Here is a 12471-nt window from a genome sequence, read left to right as displayed (position 1 = left end):
AGGATATCTTTATACGACCTATGACCTTGACCGCTGACCAGACTGTTGAAGCCCTACGCGCCGCCGGCGAACCGACCCGCCTGCGCGTCCTGTCTCTGCTGGCTGCGGAGGAACTGTCGGTGATGGAGCTGTCGCGCGTTCTGGACCAGAGCCAGCCGCGCGTCTCGCGCCATCTGAAGCTGATGGCCGACGCCGGTCTGATCGAGCGTTTCCCCGACGGCGCGCGCGTCTTCTACCGCCTGTCGCATGACGCCCAGGCGCGGCGGCTGATCGACACGGTGCTGGACCTGCTGGACGACGGCGAGGGCGAGGCCGACCACCGCCGTCTGGACGAAGTGCGCAAGGAGCGCGCCATCGACGCCGCGCGCTATTTCGAACAGGTCGCGCCGCAGTGGGACAAGATGCGCAGCCTCTACGTCTGCGAGAGCGCCGTCGAGGCGGCGGTCGAGCGCGCCGCCGGCCCCGGCCCGTTCCAGCGAGTCGTCGACCTGGGCACCGGCTCGGGCCGGATGCTGACCCTGTTCGGCAAGAAGGCGAAGATGTCGGTCGGGCTCGATCTGAGCCAGAACATGCTGAACATCGCCCGCGCCAATGTCTCCAAGGCCGGCCTGGATAAGGTCGAGCTGCGCCACGGCGACATCTTCTCGACCCGGCTGCCCCCCGCCAGCGCCGACCTGGTGATCGTGCACCAGGTGTTGCACTACCTGGCCGATCCAGCCGCCGCCGTGGCCGAGGCCGCGCGGGTGGTGTCAGACGGCGGCAAGCTGCTGATCGTCGATTTCGCCCCGCACGCCTTCGAACACCTGCGCGAGGCGCATCAGCACCGTCGCCTGGGATTCGCCGACGCGGAAATTCGCGAATGGCTTGAGGAAGCCGGCCTGACGCCGTCGGCCCCCATCGCCCTGCCCCCCGACACCGAGGGCCTGACCGTCCACATCTGGACCGGCGAACGCGTCGTCCAGACCGCGCGAAAGACCGCCTGATGGCCCGCACTGTCCTGAATCTGGCCGAGGCCCGCGCTCTGCTGCTGTCGCCGCTGGGCCCGGTCGCCCGCGCCGGTTCCAACCGCAACGCCGTCAACGTCTCCTTCGAGTTCTTTCCGCCCAAGACCGACGCGGCCGAGGCCAATCTGTGGTCGGCCATCCGGCGGCTGGAGCCGCTGAACCCGGCCTTCGTCTCCGTCACCTATGGCGCGGGCGGCTCGACGCGCGAGCGGACCCACCGCACGGTCCAGCGCATCATCAGCGAAACCACCCTGCGCCCCGCCGCCCACCTGACCTGCGTCGAGGCCAGCCGCGCCGAGGTCGATGAGGTTATCGAAGGCTACAAGGCCATCGGCGTCGACCACATCGTCGCCCTGCGCGGCGATCCGCCGGGCGCGGCGGGGATCGGCGGCGCCTATACGCCCCGCGCCGACGGCTACGCCAACGCCACCGAACTGACCGCCGCCCTCAGCCGCATCGGCGGGTTCGAGGTCACAGTCGGCGCCTATCCGGAAAAGCACCCGGAAAGCCCGTCGATCGACCACGACATCGAGGTGCTGAAAGCCAAGGTGGACGCAGGCGCCACGCGCGCCGTGACGCAGTTCTTCTTCGACATCGAGGCCTTCCTGCGTTTCCGCGATCGGGTGCGGGCGGCGGGGGTGACCATTCCCCTGATCCCCGGCGTCATGCCGGTGTCCAACTTCGCGGGTCTGAAGCGGATGACGGCGGCGTGCGGCGCGGCCCTGCCCGACTGGCTGGCGGGTCACTTCGACGGGCTGGACGACGACCCGGAGACGCGCAAGCTGCTGGCCGCCTCCATCGCCGCCGAGACCTGCGCCCGCCTGCAGGAAGAGGGCTTTTCGGACTTCCACTTCTACACCCTGAACCGGGCCGAGCTGGTCTATGCGATCTGCCGGGTCCTGGGCGTGCGTGAAACCAAGGCTGTTGCGTAAAATGAGTTCCCCCCTGACCCGCGCCGAACGCATCGCCGCCCTGCACGCGGCGGCGAAAGAGCGAATCCTGGTGCTGGACGGCAGCTGGGGCGTGATGATCCAGCGCCGCGACCTGACCGAAGAGGACTTCCGCGGCGAGCGCTTCCGTCAGCACAACCACCCGCAGAAGGGCAACAACGACCTGTTGATCCTGACGCGGCCGGACATCATCGCCGACCTGCACGACGTCTATTATGCCGCCGGAGCGGATATTTCAGAGACGAACACCTTCTCCTCGACCACCATCGCCCAGGCCGACTACGGGCTTGAGGACGCGGTCTATGACCTGAACTTTGAGGGCGCCCGCATCGCGCGCGAGGTCGCCGACCGCTGGACCGCGAAGGAACCGCACAAGCCCCGCTTCGTCGCCGGCGCCATCGGTCCGACCAACCGCACCCTGTCGCTGAGCCCCGACGTCAACGACCCCGGCTATCGCGCCGTCACCTATGACGAGGTCTATGAGGCCTATAAGCAGCAGGCCCGCGCCCTGCACCACGGCGGCGTCGACATCTTCCTGATCGAGACGGTGTTCGACACCCTGAACTGCAAGGCCGCCATCAAGGCGATTAAGGATCTGGAGGACGAGGGGCTGGAGCCCCTGCCCCTGTGGATCTCGGGCACCATCACCGACCGTTCGGGCCGGACGCTGAGCGGCCAGACGGCCGAAGCCTTCTGGAACTCGATCCGCCACGCCAAGCCCTTCGCCGTCGGCTTCAACTGCGCCCTGGGCGCCGAGCTGATGCGGCCGCACATCGCCGAGCTGAGCCGTGTCGCGGACACCCTGGTCAGCGCCTACCCCAACGCGGGCCTGCCCAACGCCATGGGCCAGTATGACGAACAGCCGCACGAGACGGCCCACTTCCTTGAGGAATGGGCGCAGTCGGGCCTGGTCAACATCGTCGGCGGCTGCTGTGGCACCACCCCCGACCACATTCGCCACGTCGCCGACGAGGTCGCGGACGTGCCCCCTCGCGCTGTGCCAGAGCGCCCCGTCGCCCTGCGCCTGGCGGGCCTGGAACCGTTTGAGTTGGCGTCGTGATCACGTGCTGCTCTTTCCTTCTCCCCTCGGGGGAGAAGGTGGCCGCGAAGCGGTCGGATGAGGGGACCGCCCACAACGCGCTCACCCTCAGCCGTTCAGCCTGCGGAACCCTACCCCTCATCCGTCATGCGCTGCATGACACCTTCTCCCCCAAGGGGAGAAGGACTGCCTTTGGTGCGTGCTGATGCGTCCTGTCTTCATCAACGTCGGCGAGCGGACCAACGTCACCGGCTCGGCCAAGTTCAAGAAACTGATCATCGCGGGCGACTATCCCGCCGCCCTGTCGGTCGCGCGCCAGCAGGTCGAGGCCGGCGCCCAGGTCATCGACGTCAACATGGATGAAGGGCTGCTGGACGGTCCCGCCGCCATGCGCACCTTCCTGAACCTGATCGCGGCCGAGCCCGACATCGCCCGCGTGCCGATCATGATCGACAGCTCCAAGTGGGAGGTGATCGAGGCGGGGCTGAAGTGCGTTCAGGGCAAGCCGATCGTCAACTCGATCTCGATGAAGGAGGGCGAGGACGCCTTCCGCCACCACGCCATCCAGTGTCTACGCTACGGCGCCGCCGTGGTGGTCATGGCCTTCGACGAGGTGGGCCAGGCCGACACCGCCGCGCGCAAGATCGAGATCTGCACCCGCGCCTACAACATCCTGGTGAACGAGGTCGGCTTCCCGCCCGAGGACATCATCTTCGACCCCAACATCTTCGCCATCGCGACGGGGATCGAGGAGCACGACAACTACGCCGTCGACTTCATCGAGGCGACGCGGGTCATCAAGGCCACCCTGCCCCACGCCCGCGTCTCGGGCGGGGTGTCGAACGTCTCGTTCAGCTTCCGTGGCAATGAGCCGGTGCGCCGGGCGATCCACAGCGTCTTCCTGTACCACGCCATCAACGCCGGTCTGGACATGGGCATCGTCAATGCGGGCGACCTGCCCGTCTATGACGACATCGACGCCGAACTGCGCGAAGCCGTCGAGGACGTGATCCTCAACCGGCCCCAGCGGACGAACGTGTCCAACACCGAGCGGCTGGTCGACATGGCCCCCCGCTACAAGGGCGAAAAGGGCGCGGTCAAAGAAGTCGATCTAAGATGGCGCGACGCCCCCGTCGCCAAACGCATCGAACACGCCCTCGTCCACGGCATCACCGACTACATCGTCGCGGACACCGAAAAGGCCCGTCAGGCGTCCGAGCGCCCGCTGCACGTCATCGAAGGCCCGCTGATGGACGGCATGAACGTGGTCGGCGACCTGTTCGGCTCGGGCCGGATGTTCCTGCCGCAGGTGGTGAAGTCCGCGCGGGTGATGAAGCAGGCCGTGGCCCACCTCGAACCCTTCATGGAGGCCGAAAAGGCCGGTCAGGAACGGCAGGCCGCGGGCAAGATCCTGATGGCCACGGTCAAGGGCGACGTCCACGACATCGGCAAGAACATCGTCGGCGTCGTGCTTCAGTGTAATAACTACGAGGTCGTCGACCTGGGCGTCATGGTCCCGGCCGACCGCATCCTGGACGCCGCCATCGAGCACAAGGTCGACATCGTCGGCCTGTCGGGCCTGATCACGCCGTCGCTGGATGAAATGACTTTCGTGGCTGCCGAGATGGAGCGGCGCGGCTTCGACATTCCCCTGCTGATCGGGGGCGCCACCACCAGCCGCACCCATACGGCGGTGAAGATCGAGCCGAACTATCGCAAGGGCTCGACCACCTATGTCATCGACGCCAGCCGGGCGGTCGGCGTCGTCTCGGGCCTTCTCTCCCCCACCGACAAGGCGAAGAACGAGGCGGCCACCCGCAACGAATACATCCGCATCCGCGAGCAATACGCCCGTGGGCAGGAAGTGAAGGCCCGCGCCACCCTGGACCAGGCCCGCGACAACCGCTGGCGGCCGGAGGAGGCGCAACGTCCCGCCCCGGCGCCGTCCTTCCTCGGCGTGCGCGCCTATGACGCCTGGGATCTGCAGGACCTGGCTGACCACATCGACTGGACGCCCTTCTTCGCCAGTTGGGAGCTGATCGGCCGCTATCCGCTGATCCTTGAGGACGAGATCGTCGGCGAGGCGGCGCAGGACCTGTTCCGCGACGCGCAAGGAATGCTGAAGCGCATCGTCGAAGAGAAGTGGTTCACCGCCAAGGGCGTCGTCGGCTTCTGGCCCGCCAATGCCCGCGACGACGACGTCGTGGTCTGGACCGACGAGAACCGCACGACCGAAGCCGCCCGCTTCCACGGCCTGCGCCAGCAGATCAAGAAGTCCAACGGCAAGCCGAACCTGTGCCTGTCCGACTTCGTGGCCGAAGACGGCGCCGACTACCTGGGCGCCTTCGCCGTCACCGCCGGGCATGGCGAGCTGGAAAAAGCCGCCGAGTTCAAGGCGGCGGGCGACGACTACTCCGCCATCATGGCCACCGCCCTGGCCGACCGTCTGGCCGAGGCCTTCGCCGAACGCCTGCACAAGGAGGTTCGCACCCAACTCTGGGGCTACGCCGCCGACGAGCAGACGTCAGTGCAGGACCTGATCGAGGAGAAGTATCAGGGCATCCGCCCCGCCCCCGGCTATCCGGCCCAGCCCGACCACACGGAAAAGGCGACGCTGTTCCGCCTGCTGGACGCAGGGAACAACGCCGGGATGACCCTGACGGAATCCTTCGCCATGACGCCCCCGGCCTCGGTCAGCGGCCTCTACTTCGGCCATCCCGGCAGCCACTATTTCGGCGTCGGCAAGATCGACCGCGACCAGATCGAGGCTTACGCGGCGCGCAAGGGCTGGGACCCGGCGACGGCCGAGCGCTGGCTGGCGCCGATCCTGAACTACGACCCGGCACCTATCGCGCGAGACGACGCCGCCTGACCCCGCGACCGGGGGCCGCCATGTCCCGAACGGCTCAGGGGTGCTAGGATGCCGACGTAGTCTCGTTCGTCGGATGCCTGCCCTATGAAGCCCCTGCCCGCCCTCGCCGCCCTCGCCTCGGACATGACCGCCTGGCGCCGGGATATCCACGCCCATCCCGAGCTGTCCGGCGAGGAAAGCCGCACAGCGAAGGTCGTCTTCGACGCCCTGGCGGAAATGGGGTTGTCGCCCGAAGGCGGCATCGGCGGCACGGGCGTCGTGGCGGTGGTTCAGGGACGCGAGCCGGGCCCGTCCATTGGCCTGCGCGCCGATATGGACGCCTTGCCGATGAACGACGACAGCGGCGCTGATCACGTCTCGACCAAGCCCGGCGTCTCGCACGCCTGTGGTCACGACGGCCACACAGCCACCCTGCTGGGCGTCGCCCGTTACCTGGCGGCCAACCCGCCTGCCCGCGGCCGCGTGGTTCTGATCTTCCAGCCTGCCGAGGAGAACGGCCTGGGCGCCAAGGCCATGATCGACGACGGCCTGTTCGACCGCTATCCGTGCGACGAAATCTACGCCTATCACAACATGCCCCTGCTGCCGTTCGGCGAGGCGGCGGTGCGCCCCGGCGCGACCCTGAACGGCTACAAGATCTGGGAAATCGATATCCAGGGCGTCGGCGGCCACGGCGCCGCCCCGCACAGGACCAAGGACCCGCTGCAGGCCGCGGTGCGCGTCGCTTCGGAAATTTCGTCCATCATCGGCCGCTACGTCGATCCGATGGAGCCGGCCCTGTTCACCGTCGGCAAGCTGCAGGCGGGCGCGTCGCACAACGTCATCCCGCACGAAGCCAGCCTGGCGGGCACCCTGCGCGCCACCTCGCCTGAGGTGATCGAAGTCATGTGGAACCAGCTTCACGCCATCTGCGAAGGCGTCGGCCGGATGACCGGCTGCACCCTGACCGTGACCGAGATCGCCGGCGTACCGCCCTGCATCAACGCACCGGCCCAGGCGGGCATCGCCGCCGACGCCTGCGCTACGGTGCTGGGCGAGGACAAGGTGCTGCGCGACCTGAAACCGTACCCGTTCACCGACGACTTCGCCTACATGCTCCAGCACGCGCCGGGGGCCTATATGTTCTTCGGCCAGGGCGGGCCGATGGTCCACCAGACGGTTTACGACTTCAACGACGCCGTCCTGCCCGTCGCCTCCTCGATCTTCGCCCGCATTGTGGAAGATCGGCTGGGCTAGAACCTCACATCCTCGAACCGGAGACCCGACTTATGGACATCCGCCCCCTGGAAGACCGCCTGCACGTCTCGCCGCAGATTCTCCCCGAAGAGGTTCCGACGGCGGCCGCCCAAGGCTATCGCGCCATCATCTCCAATCGCCCCGACGGCGAGGAGCCTGGTCAACCGATGACCGAAGACATTCGCGCGGCCGCTGAGGCCGCGGGCTTGCCTTTCGTCCATATCCCCATCCGCGGCATGGCCATGGCGCCCGACGACGTCGCACGCTTCAAGGCGGCGCTCGCCGAACTGCCCCAGCCCATTCTCGGCTACTGCCGCTCGGGAACGCGCACGACCTTCATGTGGGCCCTGTCGCAGGCGGGCGAACGTCCGGCTGAGGAGATCATCGCCTCGGCCCGCGCCGCTGGGTATGACGTCTCGCCGCTTGGTCCCCGCCTCGAAGGCTGAGGGCCGGCCGAGCCGCATCGACGCCAAGAAGCGGCGCCCTGCCGAAACTCAGGGCGCCCTCGGCTGCCTCGACCGAGGCGCGCGACGTCGCCGTGCCTGTCGTAAGCGGATGGAAAAAAGGCCTGAACCTCAAAGGGGGCGCGTAGCGCGCTCAACCCTTATCGGACGATGGCTGGGGAACTAGGACTCGAACCTAGAATGACGGTACCAAAAACCGTAGTGTTACCATTACACCATTCCCCAGCGGTCCGGTGTTCCCGCCGTCGCAGTGCGTCGCGGCGAGGAGCGGTGAGATACGCCAAGGCTTTCTGGGATGCAACACCTGAAAACAGAAGAATTTTCATCGACCCAAGAGATTTTCCAAGAGGCTCATTTACCCGCTTGCGAGGGCCGGTCGGCATGGCTATAAGCCCCCTCCTCGACGCAAGCGGCGGCCCACGGATCGCCTGATTGCGAAAGTCGGAGTGTGGCTCAGTCTGGTAGAGCACCGCGTTCGGGACGCGGGGGTCGCAGGTTCGAATCCTGCCACTCCGACCATTTCTTCCTTACATTGCGAAGACAGAGCCAGCGCAAGGTCGCGCCTGCTGGCGCTCTGCTGCTAGGCTGGCGGCATGACCCAAGTTCTGACCCCCGCCGAAGTCATCGCCTTCTGGACCGACTCCGGTCCTGAAAAATGGTTCGCCAAGGACGCCGCCTTCGACCACGCGTTCACCGAGCTGTGCCGCGGCAGCCATTTCGCGGCCGCTGCGCGCAAGCTTGATCAATGGCTCGAGACGCCTGACGCCGCCCTGGCTCTGATCATCCTATTGGATCAGCTGCCGCGAAACGCCTTTCGCGACACCGCCCATATGTTCGCCACCGACCCCCTGGCCGTCGCCCTCACGAAGGAAGCGGTCCAGCGCGGCTATGATCGCCAGGTTGCGCCCGAACTGCGCCCCTTCATGCTGATGCCGCTGATGCACTCCGAGTCGCTGGAGGACCAGGACCTGCTGCTGACGCTGCTGGATGAAGCCACCGAGGCGGAGACCTACAGATTCGCCGTGATCCACCGCGACATCATCGCCCGCTTCGGGCGCTTCCCCCACAGAAATGATTGCCTGGGCCGCGCGACCTCCCCCGAGGAAGCGGCCTTCCTCAGCGCGGGCGGGTTTTCGGGCTAGGCATTGATTGCTTTGCTGTTACGGCAAAGCTAAGGGCGGGCCGGTTTCTCACTGTCGGCCTGTTCCATAATGTATCGCTCCGCGCTCGCCTTGACTGCAATCTCGGCCCTGTTCGCCACTTCGGCCTCCCCGGCTGAGGCGCAGATTTTCGGCCGCCGGAACAACGCCGAAACGGCCCAGGTCATCAATCAATCCCCGCGCTGCACCCAGAACCTGGGCACCGTAGCGATCGCCGAGACCCAGGGCGTCCTGTTCGATCAAATGGGTCTGGGCGCGCCAACGGAACTGCTGCGCACCGTCATCCGCGATTCCGGCTGCTTCACCTTGATCGAGCGCGGGCCGGGCATGGACCTGGTCGAGCGCGAGCGGAACCTGGGCGGCGCCGCGCGCATCCGCACAGCCGACTTCGTCCTGGTCGCCGAACTGGCGAACCCCATTGAATCGACAGAGAGCGATCGTCGCTCCGGGCTGCTTGGATCGTTGGCGGCGGTCGGCGGCCGCGCGCTGCTCACCGCCGGCCTGGCCGCGGCGACGGGCGGCGATCTCGGCGGCGGTTTGGGCGGACTGGGCGCAGAGGGCGGCCTCAACCCTCTGCAGATGCAGGCCATGAACGCGGCCATGAACATGGCCGGCAGCGCTCTTGGCGGCCAGCAGGGCGGTCAGACCCAGGCGTTGAACGCCAATACGGTTGAGCGGATTGGCGACCTGAGAAAGGACATCGGCCGCGGCAAGGAAGACGCCCAGATCGTCTTTTCGCTGGCGAGCGTGCCTCTGGCCGAAACCGTCGGCAGTGCGCGCGCCGTGGCCAACAAGGACGAGCTGCGCGGCCTTCGCATCCGCGACAATCACTTCAACGGCCGCGTCGGCGCCGGGTAGGAAAGCCAGGATGAGGGCAAGGTGATCGCCCTGGCCCTGGTTCGCGGATACGCCGATCTGGTAACCAGCCTGGGCGGCACGGGCTCCCAGACGCCTGAAGTCACGCTGGCCAATCGCGAGGCGGTTCGCGCCGCCGCCGCGGAGCGCGAAGCCGAAGCCGCCCGCAAGGCTCAGGCTGAGCGCCGCGAACAGGAGCGTCTTGATCGCGCGCGCGAAGAAGAACGCCGCCGTCTGCGCGAAGAAATCCGGCGGGAAGAAGAGGCCCGGCGCCGCGCCGACGCCGGTGCGACCATGTCCAGCCGTCGACTGGCCCTGCCGACCGTTCTGCGCACGGCGCCCGATGGCGACGCCATCCGGCCGTTGGCGGCCGACGCCACGGTGTTTCCGACCGGAACGACCGATGGCCAGTGGATCGAAGTGTTGGACGCAGACGACAACATCGGCTGGCTGCAGCAAGACCGCCTGACCGCCGATCGATAAACAAGGTTCCCTTAGCTCGACCGTATTGCTACGGCGTTCTCAGCCCGCCGCGCGTCGGCGCGGGGCCTGAAGCTGACAGAAACCAGGAGATCGTGTTTTGAAGACCGGCATTATCGCCCCTGCCCTCGCCGCACTGATAGCGGCCTCGGCCCTGCCGACCGCTTCAGAGGCGCAGGCTCGCCGCAGCGGCGCGCAGCGCACCCAAGACGCCCAGATGGCGCAGATCCCGCGCTGTCGCGCCAGCCTCGGCTCGATCACCATCGCCGACGGCCAGTCCAGCTACTGGCGCGAACTGCAGCTTTCGCCGCCGCAAAGCCTGCTGCGCGTCGTGATCCAGCGTTCAGGCTGCTTCACCCTGGTCGACCGCGGCACGGGCATGAGCGTCGCCCAGCGCGAGCGCGAACTGGCTTCGGGCGGCGACCTGCAGCGCGGCTCCAACGTCGGCGGCGGCCAGGTGCGCGCGGCCGACTACGTGCTGGTCGGCGAGATCGCCAGCCAGAATGACAACACCGGCGGCAGCGCCCTGGCGGGTCTGGCCGGCGCCGCCCTGGGCGGCCGCGCCGGCGCCATCGTCGGCGGCATGCGCACGCGCAACATGGAAGCCAATACGGTCCTGTCGCTGACCAACGTCCGCACCTCGGAAACCGAGCTGGTGACCGAAGGTTACGCCTCCAAGCGCGACATGAGCTGGGGCGCGGGCGCCGCAGGCTTCGGCGCGGGCGCCCTGGGCGGCGGCAGCTATGAAAACACCGAGATCGGCCGCATCGTGGCCCAGTCCTTCATCCAGGCCTACACCGACATGGTGACCCAGATGGGCGGGCTGGAGGGCGGCTCGGCGGCCCAGGCCGCGCCGATCCAGAGCTATACGGTCCAGGAAGCCGCGACCCTGCGCTCGGCGCCCAGCGGCGGCTCGGTCGTCCGCGCCCTGCCGGTCGGCCTGCGCCTCTACCCCACCGGCAACCGCGACGGCGCCTGGTGGGAAGTCATGGACGACAACGACAACGTCGGCTGGGTCCAGAACGAACGCCTCGCGCCCGGCAAGTAAAAGCCGAACGCCTAAAAACTGAGAGCGCCCGCCGAGTGATCGGCGGGCGCTTCCTCTTTTCTGTGAGCAAGAGAATCAGGCCCCTGCCCTCCGGAGAGAATCAGCGGCATCCTTAGGGAATGAACGCCGCCGTCCAGATCGCAGACCTGCAAGCCCGCACGGCGGCCGCGCCCGCCGACCATCCCGAATGGCAGTATCTGAACCTGCTGCGAGACATCCTCGACAACGGCGTGCGGCGCGATGACCGCACCGGCACCGGCACGCTGGGCGTCTTCGGGCGTCAGATGCGCTTCGACCTGTCCAAGGGGTTCCCCCTGCTGACGACGAAGAAACTGCACACGCGGTCGATCTTCATCGAACTGCTGTGGTTCCTGCGCGGTGAGACCAACATCGCCTGGCTCAAGGACAACGGCGTCAGCATCTGGGACGAATGGGCCGACACCGACGGCGACCTGGGCCCCGTCTATGGCAAGCAGTGGCGCTCATGGGCCGCCCCCAACGGTTCGAGCATCGACCAGATCGCCAAGCTGGTTCACGGGCTGAAGACCAATCCCAACAGCCGCCGCCACATCGTCAGCGCCTGGAACCCGGCCGACGTGGACGACATGGCCCTGCCGCCCTGCCACTGCCTGTTCCAGTTCTTCGTCGCCGACGGAAAGCTGAGCTGCCAGCTATATCAACGCTCGGCCGACGTCTTCCTGGGCGTGCCCTTCAACGTCGCCTCCTACGCCCTGCTGACGCATATGCTGGCCAGGGTCGTCGGGCTGGAGCCGGGCGACTTCGTCCACACCTTCGGCGACGCCCACCTGTATCTGAACCACCTGGAGCAGGCCGAGCTGCAACTCAGCCGCGCCCCCCTGCCGCTGCCGACCCTGAGCGTGGCGGACAAGACCGACCTGTTCGGGTTCGAGATGTCGGACTTCGTGCTGAACGACTACCAATCCTGGCCGCACATCAAGGCCGCCGTCGCCGTCTGATCCCCGCATGAAGCTGACCGACCTGCAGGCGGATGTGCTGCGCATCTCCGACATCTATGCGCGCGAGCACGACATCGACCGCGACCGCGACTGGGCCCTGCTGAAGCTGCAGGAAGAGCTGGGCGAGTTGACCGCCGAGCATCTGCGTCTGACCCAAAGGGCGCGCGGCGCCGCCGACGCTCAGGCCCTGGCCGATGAGGCGGCGGACGTATTGGGCATGCTGCTAATCTACTGCGACCGCGCCGGCGTCGACCTGAACGCCGCTATGCAGCGCAAATGGCTGAGCTGGCTCAGGACCGAAACGTAAACTCGCGTAACGGCGTCTGGCGAACTTTCGGGTTTAAGCGCAACCTCCCCCGATCCGCTCTCAGGCGGTGACTGGAAAC

The 12471-nt window shown here is 67.3% G+C and carries 12 protein-coding genes and 2 tRNA genes; 13 read left to right on the top strand and 1 reads right to left on the bottom strand.

Features of this window, described 5'->3' with window-relative positions:
- Positions 1 to 20 precede the first annotated feature (20 nt).
- From H9656_RS01655 to H9656_RS01630, 6 genes are all read left to right on the top strand, one after another.
- Positions 21 to 983 carry an ArsR/SmtB family transcription factor gene (locus H9656_RS01655; protein WP_191742551.1) on the top strand — a complete coding sequence of 321 codons (963 nt, stop codon included), beginning with the start codon at positions 21 to 23 and terminating at the stop codon, positions 981 to 983.
- Positions 983 to 1936 (top strand): methylenetetrahydrofolate reductase [NAD(P)H], encoded by a 954-nt coding sequence (metF, locus tag H9656_RS01650; protein ID WP_191742550.1) that lies wholly within the window; start codon positions 983 to 985, stop codon positions 1934 to 1936. The genes H9656_RS01655 and metF overlap by 1 nt, the downstream gene beginning before the upstream one ends.
- Position 1937: 1 nt before the next feature.
- Complete coding sequence (locus H9656_RS01645) at positions 1938 to 3014, top strand: homocysteine S-methyltransferase family protein (RefSeq protein ID WP_191742549.1); 1077 nt, start codon at positions 1938 to 1940, stop codon at positions 3012 to 3014.
- A gap of 184 nt (positions 3015 to 3198) precedes the next feature.
- Positions 3199 to 5865 carry a methionine synthase gene (metH, locus tag H9656_RS01640; RefSeq protein WP_191743714.1) on the top strand — a complete coding sequence of 889 codons (2667 nt, stop codon included), beginning with the start codon at positions 3199 to 3201 and terminating at the stop codon, positions 5863 to 5865.
- 84 nt (positions 5866 to 5949) lie between these two features.
- Positions 5950 to 7101, top strand: a complete 1152-nt coding sequence (locus H9656_RS01635) for an amidohydrolase (RefSeq protein WP_191742548.1) — start codon at positions 5950 to 5952, stop codon at positions 7099 to 7101.
- 32 nt (positions 7102 to 7133) lie between these two features.
- Complete coding sequence (locus tag H9656_RS01630) at positions 7134 to 7547, top strand: TIGR01244 family sulfur transferase (protein WP_191742547.1); 414 nt, start codon at positions 7134 to 7136, stop codon at positions 7545 to 7547.
- A gap of 169 nt (positions 7548 to 7716) precedes the next feature.
- Here the strand turns inward: H9656_RS01630 and H9656_RS01625 are convergent.
- Positions 7717 to 7790: transfer RNA gene (locus H9656_RS01625), tRNA-Gln, on the bottom strand.
- A 217-nt stretch (positions 7791 to 8007) separates the two neighbouring features.
- On the opposite strand from H9656_RS01625, the gene H9656_RS01620 reads away from it, so the two are divergent.
- The 7 genes from H9656_RS01620 (at position 8008) to H9656_RS01595 (ending at position 12392) form a co-directional block, all read left to right on the top strand.
- Positions 8008 to 8084: transfer RNA gene (locus H9656_RS01620), tRNA-Pro, on the top strand.
- 74 nt (positions 8085 to 8158) lie between these two features.
- Positions 8159 to 8707 carry a DUF924 family protein gene (locus tag H9656_RS01615; RefSeq protein ID WP_191742546.1) on the top strand — a complete coding sequence of 183 codons (549 nt, stop codon included), beginning with the start codon at positions 8159 to 8161 and terminating at the stop codon, positions 8705 to 8707.
- A 90-nt stretch (positions 8708 to 8797) separates the two neighbouring features.
- Positions 8798 to 9583, top strand: coding sequence for a hypothetical protein (locus H9656_RS14055; protein WP_225212185.1), 786 nt, complete (start codon positions 8798 to 8800; stop codon positions 9581 to 9583).
- A gap of 21 nt (positions 9584 to 9604) precedes the next feature.
- Positions 9605 to 10063, top strand: a complete 459-nt coding sequence (locus H9656_RS14050; protein ID WP_225212184.1) for a hypothetical protein — start codon at positions 9605 to 9607, stop codon at positions 10061 to 10063.
- A 97-nt stretch (positions 10064 to 10160) separates the two neighbouring features.
- On the top strand, positions 10161 to 11108 hold the full coding sequence (locus tag H9656_RS01605) for an SH3 domain-containing protein (RefSeq protein WP_191742545.1): 948 nt from the start codon (positions 10161 to 10163) through the stop codon (positions 11106 to 11108).
- 119 nt (positions 11109 to 11227) lie between these two features.
- Positions 11228 to 12085 carry a thymidylate synthase gene (locus H9656_RS01600; RefSeq protein WP_191742544.1) on the top strand — a complete coding sequence of 286 codons (858 nt, stop codon included), beginning with the start codon at positions 11228 to 11230 and terminating at the stop codon, positions 12083 to 12085.
- Positions 12086 to 12092: 7 nt separating this feature from the next.
- Positions 12093 to 12392, top strand: a complete 300-nt coding sequence (locus H9656_RS01595) for a nucleoside triphosphate pyrophosphohydrolase family protein (RefSeq protein ID WP_191742543.1) — start codon at positions 12093 to 12095, stop codon at positions 12390 to 12392.
- Positions 12393 to 12471 lie beyond the last annotated feature (79 nt).

The organism is Brevundimonas guildfordensis, from assembly GCF_014836405.1.
Taxonomy (GTDB): Bacteria; Pseudomonadota; Alphaproteobacteria; order Caulobacterales; family Caulobacteraceae; genus Brevundimonas; species Brevundimonas guildfordensis.
This window is presented reverse-complemented; position numbering and strand designations above follow the sequence as displayed.